Source organism: Paractinoplanes globisporus DSM 43857 (assembly GCF_000379645.1).
Taxonomy (GTDB): domain Bacteria; phylum Actinomycetota; class Actinomycetes; order Mycobacteriales; family Micromonosporaceae; genus Actinoplanes; species Actinoplanes globisporus.
Window position 1 is genome coordinate 1 of the sequence record NZ_KB903333.1, and the last position, 18483, is coordinate 18483.

Genomic DNA, 18483 nt, shown 5'->3' on the forward strand with positions numbered 1-18483 from the left:
CCCGCGTCTGCCGCGCCCGCGTCTGCCGCGCCCGCGTCTGTGACGCCCGCCTTTGCCAGACCCGCGTCTACCGTGCCCGCGTTGGCCGCGCCCGCCTTTGCCAGGCCCGCGTCTGCCCCGTCCGCGTCCGCGTCCGCGCCTGTCGTGCCCGCGCCTGTCGTGCCCGCGCCCGCGTCTGCCGCGCCCGCCTTTGCCAGGCCCGCCTCTCTCGGCGGCGCGAGGGCTGGGCCGTCGGGCGGTGACGCGAGAACCGAGCCCGCGGGTGCTGCCGCCGCGGGCGCGCCCGCCGCGAGCGTGACCGCCAGAATTCCGGCCGTCAGGAAAGCCCTTACCTTGTTGAAGCGCATCGATACATGCTGATGCGTCCGGCGTCGCGGCGTCAAGCGCCCTTGACCAATGGCAAATGGTTTTACAGCGGACGGGCCTGGTCGGGGGCGAATCGGGACAGGGTCAGCTGTTCCAGGAAGCTGATCAGGGTGTAGAGCAGGATCGACGCGACCGTGACGATGGTGACGCCGGCCCACATGCGGTCCAGTTCGAAGGTCGTGACGGAGGCGAGCATCAGGTAGCCGAGGCCCTTGCCGGTGGCGAGCCACTCGGCCAGCAGCGCGCCGACCAGCGCCAGCGGCGCGGCCACGCGCATCGCGGCGAAGAGAGCCGGCAGCGCGCCGGGGAACTGGACGCGGCGGAGGGTGGCATAGGGGGAGGCGCCGTAGGCCCGCATCAGGTCCATCGAGGAGCGGGGCACGGCGCGCAGGGCCAGCGAGACGTTCACCAGCACCGGGAAGAACGTGACGATGCCGGCGATGACCGTCACCGCGAGCAGTCCACGGCCGAAGATCAGGGCGATCAGCGGGGTCATCGCGACCAGCGGGACGGCGCGCAGGGCCATGGCGATCGGTAGGAAGGTCTGCTCGACGCCGCGCCACAGGGCGAACGAGAGGGCCGTGACCAGCGCGGCCACCGTGCCGCCGAGGAGGCCGATCGCGGCGTCCAGGGCCGTCGTCCCGCTCGCGTCCCAGAGGAGGGCGCGCTCGTCGTCGTGGCTCGGATCGGTCAGATAGTTCCAGACGTCCAGCGGTCCTCGGGTCAGGAACGGGTCCAGGTGGAAGCCCTTGACCAGCAGCTGCCACACGCCGCAGATGACGGCGACCGAGAGCAGGGCGCCGCCGACGCCCCTGAGCAGGCGCCACGTGGCCCTCACCGGGACACCCGCGGAGCCCAGGGGGTCAGCGCACGGCCGACCACGGCGGTCAGCCCGTACGCGAGCCCCGAGATGGCGGTGGCGACCAGCGCGATCCCCCAGGTGCGCTCGACCGCGAGGCTCTGCTGTGAATTGATCATGGCCACTCCGAGGCCGGACTCGGCGCCCAGGTACTCGCCGATGATCGCGCCGAGCATGGCGGCGGGGGCGGCAATGCGCAGGCCGGCGAAAAGGCTGGGGAGGCTGAAGCGCAAACGGACTGTCCATAGTTGGGTCCATTTCCCGCCGCCGTACGCGCGTACGACGTCGAGGCTGGTGCGGTCGGCGCTGCGGAGACCGACCAGCGCGCCCACCAGCGTCGTGAAGATGACCGAGATCGCGGCCAGGATCACCTTGGACGTGTCGCCACTAAACAGCACGGCCAGCACCGGGCCGATCGCGATCACCGGCAGGCAGTAGCTGACCAGGGCCAGCCGCATGCCGGCCCGCTCGATCAGCGGGAACAGGGTCAGGACGAGGGCCAGCACGATCGCGATGCCGTTGCCCCACAGCCAGCCCTCGCCGGCCTCGCGCAGCGTGGTGCGGATGTTCGGCCAATAGAAGGCCAGACCATCGGTCCTGAGCTGGGTGAGGATCGCGGTCGGCGGCGGGACGGCCCGGCTGCCGGCGAAGACCGTGCGACCGAGAACCTCCCAGATCACCAGCAGGGCGAGTATGCCGATCGCTCCCCGTTTCACGCGACGGTCTCCCGGGTGTTGCCGCCGAAGAGAAGATCGCTGAGCTGGTCCTCGAGCTCGTGGAAGCGGGCCGTGCGCATCATCTCCGGCGTGCGCGGCCGAGGCAGGTCGATCTCCACCTGGGCGACGATCCGGCCCGGGCGCGGGCTCATCACCGCGACCGTGTCGGCGAGGAACACCGCCTCGGCGATCGAGTGGGTGACCAGCAGCGTGGTGGTGGCCCGCTCGGTCCAGACGCGCTGCAACTCGAGGTTGAGCCGCTGCCGGGTCATCTCGTCGAGCGCGCCGAACGGCTCGTCGAGCAGCAGGATCCGCGGCTCCACGACCAGTGCGCGGGCGATCGCGACGCGCTGCCGCATGCCGCCGGACAGCTGCGCCGGGCGGGCCTGCTCGAAGCCCTCGAGGCCGACCAGGCGGATCAGGTCGGCGATCGTCGCGTCGTCCACCCGGACGCCGCTGACCTCGAGCGGGAGGCGGATGTTGGCGGTCACCGAGCGCCACGGCAGCAGCGCCGCGTCCTGGAACGCGATGCCGAGATGATGGTTGCGCCGGGTGGCCGCGGGTTCCTCACCATGGACGTACGCCTCGCCTGAGGTTGGTTTTTCGAGGTCGGCGAGGATGCGCAGGATCGTCGACTTGCCGCACCCGGACGGGCCGAGCAGCGCGACGAAAGCGCCGGCCGGGGTGTCCAGGTCGACGCGGTCGAGCGCGGTGACGGTGGACCGGCGGATCGTGAACTGCTTGGTCAGCCCGCGCAGCACGATCCCCCGGCCCTCCGTGGTCAGGCTGCCCCCTTGAGGGCGGGGTTCTCGGCGTACACCTCGGAAAGGATTGAAAGGTCGAAGAGTTTGTCCTTGGTGATGGTCGTACCGCCCAGGGCCAATGTTTTGATGGTCTCGTCGATCAGCTCATCGGTGATCGTGAACAGCCCGTTCGCCTTGGTGTCGCCGGTGGACACCACCGTGTTCTGCGCGGTCGACTCGAGCACCTGCTCGGCCTCGTCGAGGCCGAGGTCCTTGCCGTATTTCGTGGCGGCCAGGTTGGCGCCGAGCTTCGGGTCGGCGATCGAGTCGGTCCAGCCCTTGATGTCCCCGATCAGAGCGGCCTTGAGCTTGTCCCGGTCACCGGTCAGCGTGCTTTTCTTGACCGCGTACGTCTCGGAGACCATCGGGTAGCCGTGATCGTTGAGCAGCATCACCGCGGTGTCCACGCCCTTGGTCTTGAGCAGGTTCGGCTCGTTCGTGAAGAAGGAGAACCACCCATCCACCTCCTTGGAGACCAGGGGCGACGGGTCGAACTGCGCCGGCACCTTGGTGACCTTGCTCGGGTCGATGTTGTTGGCCTTGAGGAACGCGTTCCAGACCGGCTCGTTCGTGGCCTGCACGCCGATCTTCTTGCCGACCATCTCCTGCGGCGAATTGATCGGCGCACTGCCCAGACTCATGATCGCGAACGGGTTCTTCTGATACTGCGCACCCACGATGACCAGGTCAGCACCCTTGAGAATCGCCGCCGCCGTGATGTCCGGCGACGAGATCCCGAGCAGCGCCTTCCCGGAGGCGACCACCGCGTCCTGGCTGACGTTGGGCCCGCCCGCCATGAGGTTGACGCTGCCGAACCCCGCGCCGGTGTAATAGCCCTTGGAATCCGCGATGTACGCCCCCGCGAACTCCACGTTCTTGACCCAGGACAGTTGATAGTTGAGCGCACCAAAGCTCTTCGCCGCCCCCGACGTCGTGTCACCGCCGGAGTCGCCCGAGCTGTCACCACACGCGGCCAGGACCGCAGCCGTGGCACCGAGCAACCCGAGCCCGGCACCACCACGAAGCAGGGAACGCCGATCTATGTAAGAAGTCACGCGAGACTCACTTTCCCTGGAGAGGGCCCGACGCTAACCAGGGCGTGTTTCACCGGAGTTTCGCTGTATAGCCAGCTTGTAGCCGCTTTTCGCGGGCGACCGGAACAGCGGCCCCGCTCAGTTCACGAGGCGGAAGTCGGGGATTTCGGGCTGCCGTTCCTCGCTGGGCAAATGGATGTCCCGCACGATCGCGCCGTCCGGAATGAGCGCGCGGCTGATACCGACTCCGGTGAGGCAGCTGTCGCACCAGAACGAGCCGTAGCCGGTGTCCCGATCGAGGTCGCCGGTGAAGACCAGCCGCAGCGTGCGCTGCCCGCAGTTGGGGCAGGCGGCGCCGGCGTCGCCGGGAAGGGCGGCGTAGACCTCTTCGTAGGTGTCCATCCAGTCGTCAAAGGTCGCCATCAGTTGTCCCTCGGTTCCGGTCGAACCGGTTGATTGTTCCACCATTCGTCCTCGTAGGCGTAAGCCCGATCCTCCCACTTGTCCCGGTCCGCCTCGGTGCGCGGGAACTCGGAGCCGGCCGCGAGCTCGTCGCTGTGGAACTTCTCGTGAACGAGCGTGCGGGCCAGGTCCTCCTCGCTGCGGAACGCGGGCGAGAACAGAACGATGGAGCCGTCCGGGTAGGTACACGCGCAGCGGCCACGTTTCGCCGCGTCGGCCAGCGAGATCGTCAGCCCGGCCAGGTCGATGCCGTACTTCTCGGCGACGGATCGGACGGTCTCGAGCTTGAAGAACTGGGCGTTGCCGGCGCCGCGTTTCTTGACTCGGCTCAGGACTGTCTCCGCGGGCCCGCTGCTCAGGCGGCGGAGGAGGTTCTTGATGGACTCGAGAGCCTCCTTGAGCCGATCGCCCAGGGCCGAGAGGTTGCGGAGGCTGGAGAGCAGGTCGCGGAGCCAGTGGGAGATTCGGTCGGACCAGGCGGCGCAGAGGGTGGTTACCTGGTTGAGGACCAGGCCGGTGGCGGTGCCCAGGGAGAAGAGCTCCTCGAGGGCGTAGTCGACCAGGCGGGAGACCAGCACGGCGATGGCGTCGCGGACCATTTGGCGTACGCCGGCAATCAGAGTGGCGGCGGCCTCGGTCATCACGGCCATGGCGTCGGCGGCCTGGGCGAGGGCCTTGATGGTGTTCTGCTGGTTGGTGGACCAGGCGCGGTAGGCGTCGCCGGCCTCGCCCTCCCATTCGGTGGTGTCCCAGCGGACGGCTCGGATCAGGTCGTCGCAGTTGTCGCGCATGGCGGCGCCGATGTTGCGCCAGGTCTGGGACTGGGCGGTGATCTCGTCGGGGTTGCCGGCCAGCCAGTCGAGGGCCTCGGAGAGGGGCCGGACGTGCTCGATCATCCAGGCGATGCCGTACTGCAGCAGCGAGCCGATCGGGTCGGTGACGAAGGCGAGCACGTCCAGACCGGCCGACGTGCCGCCGATCGAGACCTCCACCCAGCTGCGGCTTTTGACGCCGTCGAGGATCGTCTCGACGTCGTCGGCCAGCCAGATGCCCGCCCAGGGGCTGACCGGGGAGTCCACGGTCGGTGCCACGAGCGGGTTGGTCATGGCGGGCCCTTGCCCTTCGCCTGAGATTCGCGGGTGTGAACCTCACACGACGGCAACGGGGAACGGGTTCAGTCGGGACGGCGGCTCGGGCGACGCCGCCGGACCCGGGAGTCGAGGGCAAGGTGCTGTGGCAGCGCACCGTCGGCGGCAAGGACCTGACGCTGCGCGAGATACACCTCCCGCCGGGCACCGACACGGGCTGGCACTATCACGACGGCCCGCTTTACGCCTGGGTCAGGAGCGGGACGCTGAGCCATTTCGACGCGACCTGCGCCGCGGACGGCGTCTATCCCGCCGGGCACCTCCTCGACGAGCCCAGCGGGTCGGGCCACGTGCACATCGGGCGGAACCTCGGCTCGACCGAGGTGGTGCTCGATGTCCTTTACGTGCTCCCGGCCGGCAGCCCCTTTGCCGAGGACGCGCCCAACCCGGGCTGTCCGTTCGGGTAGCGAGCGGTCAGGGCTTGAAGTCGATGTCGGCGGTGGTGACGATGCCGGCGGTGCGGCCGGGGGCGGCGTGGTACTGCCAGTAGAGGTTGGTGTGGGCGATCACCTTGTCGGGGGTGGGTGCGCCGTACGCCGTCAGGTCTTCGGTGGTGTGGGCGTCGGAGACCAGGGTGGTGTCGTAGCCGCGGGTGAAGGCGCCGTGCAGCGTGGAGCGGATGCACGCGTCGGACTGGGCGCCCGCGACGAACAGGTGGCCCACGTGCCGGTCGGCCAGGACGGACTCGAGGTCGGTGGCCTCGAACGAGTCGCCGTATTTCTTGTGGATCAGCGGCTCGTCGTCGGCGCGGGAGAGCTCGGGGACGAACTGCCACCCCTCGCTGCCGAACGGCGTGTGGTCGTCGCTGTGCTGCACCCAGACGACCTCGGCGCCGGCCGCGCGGGCCTTGTCGATCAGCTCGCCGATGGTGGCGACGACCCGGTCGCGCTCGTGCGCCCCGCTGACCACGGAGTTTTGGACGTCGATGACGATGAGGGCGGACCGGTCGCGGTCGGTAAGGGTTGTCATGGGGCCGACGCTAGACCGGGGGTACGACATTTTTCGGGGAACGAGGCGCGCAGCTGCCTCTCCTCGAGAGCCTCGATCGTCGCGGCCTGCTCCGCGGTGATCACGTCGCAGACCCAGTCCCAGTGCAACGCCACCCGGTCGCCGGGGGAGAGGCCCGGCAGCAGCGACAGCCCGCCCGCCGACCAGGCCACCTCCTCGTCCCGCGCGGGCCCCGGCGCGAGCACCGACCCGTCCCAGACCAGCGGCCGGCAGGTGACCGTGGCCGACGAGCCGCGCACGTCACGCACGATTCCCGTACGGATCCGGCACCGGTCCAGCACCGAGACGGCCGTCGGGTTACCGGTCCGCCGCAGCAGCACCGCCCACGGATAGACCTCGAAGACGTGGAAGCTGTGGTGCGGAATAGCCCGCCCGGCGGCGGACTGCCACGTCCCACCCTGCTGCCCGGGAAACCGCGCCCGCAGAAATCCCAATAAATCCGGAAAATCGGACGGAGTGTCCAAAGACCCGATCCAGTACGCCGAAACCACGGCCGGAGAGAGCGGGTCTCCCAACGGCCCACTCAGATAGGAGAGATACGCCCAAGCCCCCTCAAACCCCCGAGCCCGCCGCGCGATCTCCCCCGGCAGGTCCGACCGCAACAGGGCCGAAGCCCCCGCCGGCCCGCAATACCCCAGCTCATTGGGCGGATACGCATACCGGGCGAACAGCAACGCCCCCGAGTCCGACATGGGAGCCCCTCAGCAGATCCGCGGCAGTTGCTCGCCGATGGGCATGTTCACGACCCGCGTGCCCCCCAACGCGGTCCGAGCCACCACCATCCCCGGATGCTCCTCAACGCAGGCTCCGATCACCGTCGCCCCCGCCCCCAGCGGATGCCCCCGCATCGCCTCCAGGGCCAAGGGCGCAGACTCCGCGGGCACGAACGCCAGCAGTTTCCCCTCGTTCGCCACCTGCAGCGCATCAAGCCCGAGCAGGCTGCACGCGTCCGCGACCGACGCCGGGATCGGCAACGACGGCTCGTCCAGCGAGATCCCGACCTTGGCCGACCGGGCGATCTCGTTGAGCGAGGCCGCCACCCCGCCCCGGGTCGGATCCCGCAGCACGTGCACGTCCGCCCCGGCCCCGAGCATCGCCGCCACCAGCGAGTGCAGCGCCGCGGTATCGCTGCTGACGGAGGTCTCGAACTCCAGCCCTTCTCGTACGCTCATCACCGCGATCCCGTGCACCCCGATGTCCCCGCTGATGATCACGACGTCGCCGGCGGCGGCCCGCGCGGGCTCGATCGTCACCCCTTCCGGCACCACCCCTACCCCGGCCGTGTTCAGGTAGACCCCGTCCCCGCTCCCGTTGTCCACCACCTTCGTGTCCCCGGTGACCACGGAGACCCCCGCCGCCGCGGCCGCCGCCCCCACCGCCGAGGCGATCCGGCCGACCGTGGCCAGCGGCGTCCCCTCCTGCAGGATGAAGGCGATCGACAGGTACAGCGGCGTGGCCCCCGACATGGCGAGGTCGTTGATCGTCCCGTTGACCGCGAGGTCCCCGATCGAGCCGCCGGGAAAGAACATCGGCTTGACCACGTACGAGTCGGTGGAGATCGCGATCCGCCCGCCGAGCAGCGGCACCACCGCGCTGTCGCCGGGCGAGACCGACGACCCGTACGCCGGCAGGAAAAGATGCTCGACCAGCTCGGCCGACATCGCCCCGCCGCCGCCGTGCCCCATCACCACCTGCGGCGTGTCCCGCAGCGGCACCGGGCAGCTCCAGTTCTCGAAATCGATCGCGCTCGACCGCTCCGAGGTCATGAGAGCTGCACCAGGTCGAGCCGCCGGTACGCGTAATAGGCCGCGCACGCGCCCTCGGACGACACCATCGTCGCCCCCAACGGGTTGCGCGGCGTGCACTGTTTCCCGAAAGCCGAACACTGATGGGGCTTGATCAGCCCTTGCAATACCTCACCCGACCGGCACAGCGGCGATTCCGAGGTATGGATGTCGGTCACGGCGAACCGATGCTCGGCGTCGAACTCGCGGTACTTCGGCGAGAGTCGCCACCCGCTGTTCGGAATCATTCCGATCCCGCGCCACGTCCGATCGGTCACCTCGAAGACATCCCGCAGCATCTCCATGGCCGCCGGATTTCCCTCGTCCCGCACGGCCCGCGGATAGGCGTTCTCCACCTCGTGCCGCCCCGATTCGAGCTGGACGACCGTCCGCCGGATCCCCTCGAGAATGTCGAGCGGCTCGAACCCGGTCACCACGATCGGCACCCGGTATTTCTCGGCGATAGGCGGATACTCCCGGGTGCCCATCACGCTGCACACGTGCCCGGCCGCGAGAAACGCCTGCACCCGGCAGACCGGCGACTCCATGATGGCCGCGATCGCCGGCGGCACCAGCACGTGCGACACCAGCAGCGAGAAGTTCGTGACCCCCAGCCGCTTCGCCTGATAGACGGTCATCGCATTGGCCGGGGCCGTGGTCTCGAAGCCGATCCCGAAGAACACCACCTGGCGCGATGGGTTCTCCCGCGCGATCTTCAGGGCGTCCAGCGGCGAATACACCACCCGCACGTCCCCACCCGCGCTTTTCACGCCGAACAGATCCTGCCCGCTGCCGGGCACTCGCAGCATGTCGCCGAACGAGCAGAAAATGACGCCCGGCTGCGCCGCGATCGCGAGCGCCTTGTCGATGATCTCGAGCGGCGTCACGCAGACCGGGCAGCCCGGTCCGTGAATCATCTCGACACCGTCCGGCAGCAGCTGGTCGATACCGTGCCGGATGATCGAGTGGGTCTGCCCGCCACAGACCTCCATCATCGCCCAGGACCGGGTGGTCACCGCGTGGATCTGCTCGACGAGCCGCCGGGCGAGCACCGGATTGCCGAACTCATCGAGGTATTTCACCGAACTCCTCCTCGAGAATGCCCATCTTTGCGAAGTTGTCGAGGGTCTGCCGCGCAGATTCCTCGTCGAGCAGCTGAATGGCGAAGCCGACGTGCACGACGACGTATTCACCGACCGTCGCGTCCGGCACGTACTGCAGGCAGACGCTTTTGCGCACACCGCCGAAATCGACCTCGGCCATCGGCACGCCGTCGGCCTCGGCGATGCTGAGAATGCGTCCGGGAACAGCCAGACACATATGACCTCCTAAAGGGATCCGATCACGAGCTGTCCCAGCGCGATGCCTCCGTCGTTCGGCGGCAGCAGCCGCGGCCGCAGCACCGTGAAACCACGTTCGCCCAGGTCACGCACCGCCGCCGCCATCAGCAGCGCGTTCTGGAACACGCCTCCACCGAGCGCGACCACGTCGAGCCCGGTCGTTTCCCGCCCCCTTTCGGCGAGTTGCACGATCAGTGCGGCCACCGTGGCGTGGAACCGGGCCGCCACCATTGCCGGCGGCACGCCGTCGAGCACATTCCGCGCGATCTGGCGGATCACCGGTCCGGCGTCGGCGACGTCCGGGCCGTCCTGGCTCACGCACAATTCGAGGGCGTACGGATGACTGAGTCCCGCCGATGCCGTGCGCGCCTGTCCCTCGAGGACAATGGCGGCCTCCGCCTCGTATTCGACCGTGTGGCGCACCCCGGCCAGCGACGACACCGCGTCGAACAGCCGGCCCATGCTGGAGGTCGGCACACAGTCGGCGCCGCTGCCGAACTGCCGGGCCAGCAGGTCGCGCTCGGCCGGCGGGCAGGCCTCCACCGCCGGAAGATCCGGATGCCAGGGCACCCCGGCCGCGTGGAGGTGGGCCAATGCCATCCGGTACGGCCGGAGCACGCTCGCGTCGCCCCCGGCCAGCGGCACGTACCCGAGCCGGGCCGCCCGCCGGTAGTCCTTGTACCCGGCGATCAGCATCTCGCCGCCCCACACCGCGCCGTCCGGCCCGTACCCGGTGCCGTCGAACGCGATCCCGATGACCTTCTCGTCCGGCCCGAGCCCGTGCTCGGCCATCACCGACGCGACGTGCGCGTGGTGATGCTGCACGCGACGAACCGGCCGGCCCGCCGCGTGCCGCCGCGCCCAGTCGGTGGACCGGTAACCGGGATGCAGGTCGGCCACCACGATCTCGGGCGCGACCCCGGTCAGCTCCTCGAGGTGCCGCTCGGTGCGGGTGAGCGCCTCGATCGTGGACAGGTCGTCCATGTCCCCGATGTGCTGGCTGAGCCAGGCGTACCGGCCACTCGCCACCGCGCACGTGTTCTTGAGGTCGGCGCCGGCGGCGAGCATCGGCGGCACCTCGAACGGCAGCGCCAGCGGCAGCGGCGCGTACCCCCGGGACCGGCGGATCGGCAGCTCGGCCCCCGCGACGTGCCGGCTCACCGAGTCGTCGCAGGGCACCCGGATCGCCCGGTCGTGCCGCAGCCACGCGTCGGCCAGCGACGCGAGCCGGGTCAGCGCCTCGTCGTCATCGGTGACGATCGGCTCGCCGGAGAGGTTCCCCGAGGTCATGACCAGGGCATCCGGACCGGCCGAGTCGCCGGGCAGGCCGAACAGCAGCACATGCAGCGGCGTGTAGGGCAGCATGATCCCGAGGTCGGGGTTGTCCGGCGCGACCTCGTTCGCGATCCCGCTCCCGGCCCGGCGGGGGACCAGCACGATCGGCCGCCGGATGTCGTCCAGCAACCGCTCGTCGTCGTCGGTCAGCATTGCCAGCGCGCGGGCAGTCTCGAGGCCGGCGACCATGACCGCGAACGGCTTGCCGCCGCGCCGCTTGCGCCGCCGCAGCTCGGCGACGGCCGCGGCGTTCCGGGCATCGCAGGCGAGGTGATAGCCGCCGAGCCCCTTGACCGCGATGATCCGTCCCTCGGCGAGCAGCCGCCGGCTCGCGGCAAGTGGATCGTCCGAGCCGCCCGGCCACAATTCCAAAGATGGGCCGCACGAGGGGCAGGCGATCGGCTGCGCGTGGAAGCGGCGGTTCGCCGGATCCGAGTACTCCGCCGTGCAGGCCGGGCACATCGGGAAGCCGGCCATCGTCGTGGCGGCCCGGTCGTACGGGAGCGACGTGATGATCGTGAAGCGCGGCCCGCAGTTCGTGCAGGTGATGAACGGGTGCCGGTAGCGCCGGTCGGCCGGGTCGCGCAGCTCGCGCAGGCAGTCGGCGCAGATCGCCACGTCCGGCGAGGCCAGGGTGCGGGCCGGGCCGCCGTCCCGGGAGGCCTCGATCGTGAAGCCCGTGCCGCCCAGGAGCGGCAGTTCCTCGGCCCGCACGTCGAGCACCATGGCGAGCGGCGGCGCGTCGTCCCGCAGCCGGCGGCCGTACTCGTGGACCGCGTCCGCCTCGCCCTCCACCTCGACCACCACGCCGTCGGCCGTGTTCGCCACCGACCCGGACAGTGCCAGCGCGGACGCCGAGGCGTACGCGAAAGGCCGGAAACCGACCCCCTGGACCAGCCCGGACACGGTGTAACGCCGGCGCAGCCGGCGAGCCTGGCCGACGAGCTCGAGCCCGCTCATCGCCCGCGACGCCTCCTGAGCGTCGATGAGCTCGACGGCGAAGCCGAGGTGGATGAGCACCCACGCTCCCGGGTCGGGCGCCTCGTCGAGCATGCCGATATTGACCTTGCGGGTGGCCCCCTCGACGTCGACGAGCGCGAGCTGCCCCGCGAAGCCGTCGACGATCTCGACGACCTGACCCGGGATGCCGAGGCACATGTCAGGACCGCCCGACGGACCGCTCGGCCAGGCACCGGTCGATCAGCGTGCGTATCGCCTCCATCGCCACGGGAACCGCGGCCTCCACCCGCGGGGTCAGCCCGATGTCCTCGAACGTCGTGTCGATCCGGCAGCCCACCAGGTACGTAGGCGGCAGCGGCTCGCCGATCCGCTGGAGCGTGGCGAGGATCGCGCCGGGGCTCATCGCGTGCGCGTCGAACGGAACCGGCTCGATGTCCTCCGGGCCGATCTCGAGCACGACGACCTCGCCCGGCCGGCCCTTGCCCGGCAGCGCGTCAACCAGGATCAGCCGGTCGGAGCCGTACATGTCGTACGAGAGGAAGACGCCCTTGATGCCGTAGTCGACAATGCGCACCCCGGGCGGTGGCTCTCCCTCGGCCAGCAGCCGCTTGATCACCTCCGGCCCGAAGCCGTCGTCGCCGAGGAAGATGTTGCCGATGCCGGCGACCAGAATGCCAGGTCCCGGCATCGTCACATCGACCTGATCTTGAGGTACCGCTGGATGTCGGGCAGCGACTCGACCAGGAGCGACGCGGCGTAGGCGGCCGCCGCGGCGGCCGCGATCGTGGTCAAGGCGCCGATCAGTTTCAGCATGCGTGCTCCTCTCCCGAGGCCGGCAGCGGCTCGAGTTCGTCGGGCGCGAAATAGAAGTACCGGCCGTACCAGTCGTGCAGGTCGGCGGCCGGATCGTCGACCAGGACCAGGGCCACGTGCGTGTCGCCGTCCACATCGGAGACGACATTGGTCACCCGGGCCACCTGGCCGGCGAAGAACAGGTCCTGCGCGTCCGCCCGCCGATTCGGGTGCACCCGCACGAGACTTCCCTTTTCCACGCGTACGCCGTCGACCAGCACCCAGTCGGGCCCGGGCTCGTCGGTCGCCGGGTCCCACCACGGTGTGTCGTCGAGGCGGGTGCCGTGCAGGCTCTGCAGCTCGGCCGGGGTGAGGGTGTCGCATCGGTCGACGATCGCGGCGGCGCGCGGGTCGGTGGCGCGCGCCTCGGCCTTCTCCTCGTCGGTCATCGTCATGACCCGCAGCGTGAGGATCTCGTCGATCTCGGTGGCGTCGAACAGAGCGCCCGGGCTCTGCTCGGCGACGGCCGGGTGGTCGTACAGGATGATCGGCGCCCCGAGCAGCACGGTGTCCGAGCCGGCCAGCACCGGCCAGCAGCGCTCCTGCTGACAGCGGGCGGCGGCGGTGGCCGCGGCCGGCGGCGGGTCCTGCATGGAGACGAAGGTCGCGTCGTGCGCCTCGATCAGCAGGTGGGCTCCGAGCAGCGAGTGCCGGATCGCCTCCTCCTTGTCGCCCACCGCAACCGGGTGCTCGTTGGTCACCGAGACGGTGAGGCGGGTCAGATCGCCATCCGGTTCGGAAGAGGCCCGGAGACGGGCGGTCAGCGGCCACCGACGGCGCACGACCTGGCCCACCGAACCGACCGGTTCCTCCTCGGTGCCCCCGGCGACGAAAACCGGAATATCCGATTTGCCGAGGAGGGGCAGGCTGTCCACGGTGATCTCGTGCTCCACCGCCTCGTCCCAGCTCAGCACGGTCTCATCGGCCCACCGCAAGGACGGGACCGAGAGACCCTGCGCGTCGACGACCTGGCGGGACTGAAGCTGCAGGAACCGGAGATGGATGGTGACGCTCCCGGGGCGTACGCGCGGAAGAAGCAGGCACCGCATCGCCATGCGTGGGTCCTCGGCGAAGGCCGGCCAGGCCGCCGAAGGCGGTCCGAGCACGCCGAACTGCCAGCGCGACCGGTTCTTGGCCGCGCTCGCCCGATAGGGATAGAGCAGGTATCCCTCGTAGAGCACGGCGTCCGCGACCGCCCGGGCCGCCTCGACGGTCACGGCTCCTCCGCGGAGAGCAGCCGCTGGATGGTCTCGTCCCAGCTGATCAGGTCGTGCCGGGCGCGGTACGCGGTGAGCTCCTTGAGCGTGTCGGCGCTGACCCGCACGTAGCCGCTGTTCGGGAAGAAGGCGTCGATCATGTCGCGCCAGACCGAGACCGGCAGCGCCCAGCGCGCCTCGCACGACCACGGCACCTGCTCGACCTCGAAGCCGGTCGCGCCCTTCGTGAAGATCGTGCCGGAGAACAGCAGGTTGAGCGGCACGTCGCCGGCGTCGAGCGCGTGCAGGTACCGCGAGCCGATCACCTCGAGGTCGTAGGTGCAGGGCAGCGCGAGCTCGGTCTCGGTCTCTCCGGCGAAGCCCTGCACGGTGGCGTTGGCCTGCATCCACTGGAACGGCTTGAGCGTGTCGCCCCAGCGTTCCCGCTCGCCGAACAGCCCCCGCAGCGCCTCGTGCTCGGCGGCGTCGTAGCGGCGGCGCTGCGGCTCGATGCGCACCTGGCAGCGCAGCGCGATCGCGTGCACCCGGCGGCCCGTCGTCTCCTCGATCCGCAGCCGGCAGGTGAGCTGCGGGGACGCCGCGTACGGCTCGGCGGTCACGTCCAGCACAGTGAAGACGTACGCGCTCATCTCGCCCTCGCCCCGACCCGCTCGAAGATCTCCTCGACCGCCGCGTGCGCCTCCTGGCCGCCGTCGAAGCCCCGCCACAGCGTGCGCAGCCGGCCGACCAGCTCGTAGCAGACGTCGATCGGCACCAGATAGCCGTCCTTGCCGCGGCGCAGGAGAAGCGCCTCGACGTCGGGCCGCGGTTCGGGCTCGACCTGCCACGCGGAGAGGTCGAGCTCGGACTCCGTGGCGCCGCCCGGCCCGGGATAGAAGGCGACCAACCGGCCCAGCGCCGAGTTGTGGAACAGGAAGGCCAGGCCGACCGGGATCTGCAGTTCGTCCCACGCCCGCTCGTCGATCACCTCGCGCCGCAGGGCGAGGTAGCGGTCGGGGACGGCCCGGTAGCGCAGGTGCGCACGCTCGTCGGTGAACAGCAGATAGCAGGGCCGGCAGGCGCAGAGCAGCTGGCGGGACTGCAGGTCGACCACGTGCGCGTGGTCGGGCACGATCTCGACGGCGCACATCTCGCAGCGTTCCGGGCGCGGCTGCGCGGGGCGGTTACGGGCTATCCGCCGCAGGGTGGCCAGCGAGTCGGTCATGAGGTGGGCCTCGAGAAGAGCGCGGAGACCGGGATCAGAGGTTTCGGCGTCTCGATCTCGACCGCGGTGATCTCGGGCGCCACCGCGTCGATGAGCTGCTCGATGCCGTGCGGCCGGTGCCCGTGCGCGGCCCGCAGCCGGCACACCCCGTCGGCGGTGACCTCGATCAGCTCGACCCCGGTGCCCCGGATGGCGAGGCCGATCCGGGTCGGCGCGTCGTGCGGGTGCAGGCCGTGCACGAGCAGGAGGCCGGCGACCAGGTCGTCGCCGGCCAGCGCGTCGAGCACCTCGTCGGTGAGCGCGCCCCGCTCGTGCAGCAGCTCGAGCATCCGCTCCAGCCCGGCGCCGTAGAGGTCGGCGACCGTGCGCACCAGCTCCTCGCCGTCGTTGCCCGCGGTGGCCAGGAGCACGTCGATGCGGGAGGCGTACTCCCGCCAGTCCTTGACGGCCACGCACTACGCCCCGGCGGACTGGGTCGGCGAGTGCAGGAGCTCGAGTTTCTTGCCGCCGCCGAGGTACATGTGCACGCCGCACGGCAGGCAGGGATCGAAGCTGCGCACCGTACGCATGATGTCGATGCCCTTGAAATGCTCCCGGTCGTTCTCCTCGAAGATCGGCTGGCCCTGGACGGCATCCTCGTACGGCCCCGGCGTGCCGTAACTGTCGCGCGGGTTCGCGTTCCACGGCGTCGGCGGGTACGGGTGGTAGTTCGCGATCTTCCCGTCCCGGATGACCATGTGGTGCGACAGCACGCCGCGGACCGCCTCGGTGAAACCGCAGCCGATGCCCTCGTCGGGCACCTCGAACGGCTCCCACGTCTTGGTGCGCCCGGCCCGGATCTCGGCGAGCGCTTTCTCCGCGAAATGAAGAGCACATCCCGCCGCGTACGCCTGGAAGTAGGTCCTGGCCCGGTTGCGCTCGATGGTGTTGCTCCACCGCGGGATCTTCCACTCGAACTCGACCGCGGGCTTGAGTGCCGTCTTCGGCAGGTTGATCTTCACGCTGCTGCCGGTGGACTGGACGTAGCCGATGTCGACCAGGCCGGCCAGCGCGGTCGACCAGAGCCGGGCCAGCGGGCCGCCGCCGGTGTCCAGGGCCAGGTAGTTCTGGCCGTCGTACCAGCGCGGCGACATCACCCAGCTGTACTTGCCGTCGAGGTCGCGCTTCTGCGGGCGCGGGTTCGTGTGCTGGTTCCACGGGTGCCGGCGGTCGACCGGGTTGCCCAGCGGGTCGCGGGTCACGAACATCTCCTGGTCGGTCCAGTCCTCGTAGTAGGAGGAGCCGAGCAGGATGCGGATGCCCAGGTTGATCTCGACGAGGTCGGTGGTGATCAGCTGGCCGTCCACGACGATGCCCGGGGTCACGTACATCTTGCGACCCCAGTCGGTCATGTCGGCGTACTTGAAATTGCAGTGCTCCGGGTCCTGGAAGGAGCCCCAGCAGCCGAGCAGGATGCGCCGGTTGCCGACCTGCTCGTAACCGGGCAGCGCCTCGTAGAAGAAGTCGAACAGGTCGTCGTGCATCGGCACGACCTTCTTCATGAACTCGACGTAGCGCATGAGCCGGGTCAGGTAGTCGGTCATCAGCTGGATCGTGGCGACCGTGCCGACCCCGCCCGGGTACAGCGTCGAGGGGTGGACGTGCCGGCCCTCCATGAGGCAGAACATCTCCCGCGTCATGCGGCTGACCTGCAGCGCCTCGCGGTAGAACTCGCCGGTGAACGGGTTCAGCGAGCGCATGATGTCGCCGATGGTGCGGTAGCCGTGCATGCCGGCCTGGGGCGCCTCGGTGCGGTTGGCCTGATCGAGCACGCCCGGGTTGGTCTCGCTGACCATCTTCTCGCAGTAGTCGACCCCGACCAGGTTCTCCTGGAAGATGTTGTGGTCGAACATGTACTCGGCCGCCTCGCCGAGGTTCACGATCCACTCACCGAGGTGCGGGGGCTTCACGCCGTACGCCATGTTCTGCGCGTAACAGGAGCAGGTTGCGTGGTTGTCGCCGCAGATGCCGCAGATGCGGCTCGTGATGAAGTGGGCGTCCCGCGGGTCCTTGCCCTTCATGAAGATGGAGTAGCCGCGGAAGATCGAGCTGGTGCTGTGGCACTCGGCCACGACCTTGTTCGCGAAGTCGATTTTGGTGTAGATGCCGAGGCTGCCGACGATCCGGGTGATCGGGTCCCAGGCCATCTCGACGAGTTCGGGATCGGTCGTGGTCATCGGTTGTTCCCCCCGCTCAGCAGCTGCTTGCCCGGCCGGCGCCACTTGGGTTCCTGGTCCAGCGTGTGCGTCGTGATGGCCCGCAACCGCTTGATCGCGGCGCCGTACCAGCCGATAGCCGTGGTGGACAGGCGGCCGCCCGGCGGCTCGTCCATGAACGGCATGAACTTGTCGGGGAAGCCGGGCATGGTGCAGCCGATGCAGATGCCGCCCACGTTCGGGCAGCCGCCGACGCCGTTGATCCAGCCGCGCTTGGGCACGTTGCACTTGACGACCGGGCCCCAGCAGCCGAGTTTCACGATGCACTTGGGCGAGCCGTACTCGGTGGCGAAGTCGGCCTGCTCGTAGTACCCGGCCCGGTCGCAGCCCTCGTGCACGGTGCTGCCGAACAGCCAGGCCGGGCGCAGCGCCTCGTCGAGCGGGATCATCGGGGCCTGGCCGGTCGCCTGGTAGAGCAGGTAGGTCAGCGTCTCGGCGAGGTTGTCCGGCTGGATCGGGCAGCCCGGCACGCAGACGATCGGGATGCCGGCCTTGGACTTCCACTCCCAGCCGAGGTAATCGGGCACGCCCATGGCGCCGGTCGGGTTCCCGGCCATCGCGTGGATGCCGCCGTACGTCGCGCAGGTGCCGACGGCGACGACGGCGGTGGCCTTCGGCGTGAGCCGGTCGAGCCACTCACTCGTGGTCATCGGCTGGTCGGTCGCCGGGTCGTTGCCGAAGCCGCACCAGTAGCCCTCCTCGTGCAGCAGCTCGTTGGGGATCGACCCCTCGACCACCAGCACGAACGGCTCGAGCTCGCCGCGGTCGGCCTTGAAGAACCACTCGAGGAAGTCGTCGGCCCCACCGACCGGACCGTTCTCGAAGTCGATCAGCGGCCAGTGCACGGCGACCCGCGGCAGGCCGGGCAGGGCGCCGAGGGCGATCTCCTCGACGCTGGGCTGGGTGGCAGCGGTCAACGCGACCGAGTCTCCGTCGCAGCTGAGGCCCGCATTGATCCACAGGACATGGATGAGGGGATCGTCCGGCATGAAGGACCCATCTTTCCGGGGTCATCCATGACCCCTGCGGCAGTGGGGTCGACGCTCGGCCCGTACGTGTGAGGCAGGTAACACAGTAGTCCTGCGGTGTGTGACAATGTCAATCCGCTCCGTCGATACCCACCTGTCCGAGGCGAACGAA

At 69.8% G+C, this 18483-nt stretch carries 21 protein-coding genes and 1 pseudogene; 1 reads left to right on the plus strand and 21 read right to left on the minus strand.

The features are described from left to right. The 7 genes and pseudogenes from A3CQ_RS63820 to A3CQ_RS58200 all read right to left on the minus strand — a co-directional run. Window positions 1–347: pseudogene (locus A3CQ_RS63820) on the minus strand (hypothetical protein); the annotation flags it as partial. A gap of 62 nt (window positions 348–409) precedes the next feature. Then, a complete protein-coding gene (locus A3CQ_RS0140445; RefSeq protein WP_020516677.1) occupies window positions 410–1204 on the minus strand; it encodes an ABC transporter permease in 795 nt (264 codons plus the stop codon). After that, complete coding sequence (locus A3CQ_RS0140450; RefSeq protein ID WP_020516678.1) at window positions 1201–1941, minus strand: ABC transporter permease; 741 nt, start codon at window positions 1939–1941, stop codon at window positions 1201–1203. The genes A3CQ_RS0140445 and A3CQ_RS0140450 overlap by 4 nt, the downstream gene beginning before the upstream one ends. Then, window positions 1938–2702 carry an ABC transporter ATP-binding protein gene (locus A3CQ_RS0140455; RefSeq protein WP_020516679.1) on the minus strand — a complete coding sequence of 255 codons (765 nt, stop codon included), beginning with the start codon at window positions 2700–2702 and terminating at the stop codon, window positions 1938–1940. The genes A3CQ_RS0140450 and A3CQ_RS0140455 overlap by 4 nt, the downstream gene beginning before the upstream one ends. Before the next feature lie 20 nt (window positions 2703–2722). After that, window positions 2723–3799, minus strand: coding sequence for an ABC transporter substrate-binding protein (locus A3CQ_RS0140460; RefSeq protein WP_040433930.1), 1077 nt, complete (start codon window positions 3797–3799; stop codon window positions 2723–2725). A 117-nt stretch (window positions 3800–3916) separates the two neighbouring features. Next, a complete protein-coding gene (locus A3CQ_RS0140465; RefSeq protein ID WP_020516681.1) occupies window positions 3917–4201 on the minus strand; it encodes a hypothetical protein in 285 nt (94 codons plus the stop codon). Further along, a complete protein-coding gene (locus A3CQ_RS58200) occupies window positions 4201–5346 on the minus strand; it encodes a WXG100 family type VII secretion target (protein ID WP_051115500.1) in 1146 nt (381 codons plus the stop codon). Before A3CQ_RS58200 ends, A3CQ_RS0140465 begins: the two co-directional genes overlap by 1 nt. Window positions 5347–5381: 35 nt before the next feature. On the opposite strand from A3CQ_RS58200, the gene A3CQ_RS0140475 reads away from it, so the two are divergent. Further along, window positions 5382–5795, plus strand: coding sequence for a cupin domain-containing protein (locus A3CQ_RS0140475; RefSeq protein ID WP_051115501.1), 414 nt, complete (start codon window positions 5382–5384; stop codon window positions 5793–5795). A gap of 7 nt (window positions 5796–5802) precedes the next feature. On the opposite strand, the gene A3CQ_RS0140480 is transcribed toward A3CQ_RS0140475, so the two are convergent. Genes A3CQ_RS0140480 through A3CQ_RS0140545 form a run of 14 tightly spaced genes read right to left on the minus strand, consistent with a single transcriptional unit; the run spans window position 5803 to window position 18332 of the window. Further along, entirely contained in the window at window positions 5803–6357 is a 555-nt protein-coding gene (locus tag A3CQ_RS0140480) for an isochorismatase family protein (RefSeq protein WP_020516683.1), read from the minus strand. Then, window positions 6354–7088: a DUF6390 family protein gene (locus A3CQ_RS55775; RefSeq protein ID WP_020516684.1), complete on the minus strand. Its 735-nt coding sequence runs from the start codon at window positions 7086–7088 to the stop codon at window positions 6354–6356. The genes A3CQ_RS0140480 and A3CQ_RS55775 overlap by 4 nt, the downstream gene beginning before the upstream one ends. 9 nt (window positions 7089–7097) lie before the next feature. Further along, complete coding sequence (hypE, locus tag A3CQ_RS0140490) at window positions 7098–8162, minus strand: hydrogenase expression/formation protein HypE (RefSeq protein WP_020516685.1); 1065 nt, start codon at window positions 8160–8162, stop codon at window positions 7098–7100. Further along, a complete protein-coding gene (hypD, locus tag A3CQ_RS0140495) occupies window positions 8159–9262 on the minus strand; it encodes a hydrogenase formation protein HypD (RefSeq protein ID WP_020516686.1) in 1104 nt (367 codons plus the stop codon). The genes hypE and hypD overlap by 4 nt, the downstream gene beginning before the upstream one ends. Then, entirely contained in the window at window positions 9246–9500 is a 255-nt protein-coding gene (locus A3CQ_RS0140500) for a HypC/HybG/HupF family hydrogenase formation chaperone (RefSeq protein WP_020516687.1), read from the minus strand. Before A3CQ_RS0140500 ends, hypD begins: the two co-directional genes overlap by 17 nt. An 8-nt stretch (window positions 9501–9508) precedes the next feature. Further along, window positions 9509–12013 (minus strand): carbamoyltransferase HypF, encoded by a 2505-nt coding sequence (hypF, locus tag A3CQ_RS0140505; protein WP_020516688.1) that lies wholly within the window; start codon window positions 12011–12013, stop codon window positions 9509–9511. A 1-nt stretch (window position 12014) separates the two neighbouring features. Then, a complete protein-coding gene (locus tag A3CQ_RS0140510; protein WP_040433931.1) occupies window positions 12015–12503 on the minus strand; it encodes a hydrogenase maturation protease in 489 nt (162 codons plus the stop codon). A 2-nt stretch (window positions 12504–12505) separates the two neighbouring features. Then, window positions 12506–12628, minus strand: coding sequence for a DUF6893 family small protein (locus A3CQ_RS63825; RefSeq protein ID WP_020516690.1), 123 nt, complete (start codon window positions 12626–12628; stop codon window positions 12506–12508). Next, on the minus strand, window positions 12622–13884 hold the full coding sequence (locus A3CQ_RS0140520) for a hypothetical protein (protein WP_020516691.1): 1263 nt from the start codon (window positions 13882–13884) through the stop codon (window positions 12622–12624). Before A3CQ_RS0140520 ends, A3CQ_RS63825 begins: the two co-directional genes overlap by 7 nt. Further along, window positions 13881–14513 (minus strand): DUF6084 family protein, encoded by a 633-nt coding sequence (locus A3CQ_RS0140525; RefSeq protein ID WP_020516692.1) that lies wholly within the window; start codon window positions 14511–14513, stop codon window positions 13881–13883. Before A3CQ_RS0140525 ends, A3CQ_RS0140520 begins: the two co-directional genes overlap by 4 nt. Next, window positions 14510–15088 (minus strand): DUF5947 family protein, encoded by a 579-nt coding sequence (locus A3CQ_RS0140530; protein ID WP_020516693.1) that lies wholly within the window; start codon window positions 15086–15088, stop codon window positions 14510–14512. The genes A3CQ_RS0140525 and A3CQ_RS0140530 overlap by 4 nt, the downstream gene beginning before the upstream one ends. Continuing rightward, window positions 15085–15540: a NifU-related iron-sulfur-binding protein gene (locus tag A3CQ_RS55780; protein WP_020516694.1), complete on the minus strand. Its 456-nt coding sequence runs from the start codon at window positions 15538–15540 to the stop codon at window positions 15085–15087. The genes A3CQ_RS0140530 and A3CQ_RS55780 overlap by 4 nt, the downstream gene beginning before the upstream one ends. Window positions 15541–15543: 3 nt before the next feature. Beyond that, window positions 15544–17304: a nickel-dependent hydrogenase large subunit gene (locus A3CQ_RS0140540; protein ID WP_020516695.1), complete on the minus strand. Its 1761-nt coding sequence runs from the start codon at window positions 17302–17304 to the stop codon at window positions 15544–15546. Next, the gene (locus A3CQ_RS0140545; RefSeq protein WP_020516696.1) at window positions 17301–18332 is read right to left on the minus strand and encodes an NADH-quinone oxidoreductase subunit B family protein; all 1032 of its coding nucleotides are present in this window, start codon (window positions 18330–18332) and stop codon (window positions 17301–17303) included. The genes A3CQ_RS0140540 and A3CQ_RS0140545 overlap by 4 nt, the downstream gene beginning before the upstream one ends. Window positions 18333–18483 lie beyond the last annotated feature (151 nt).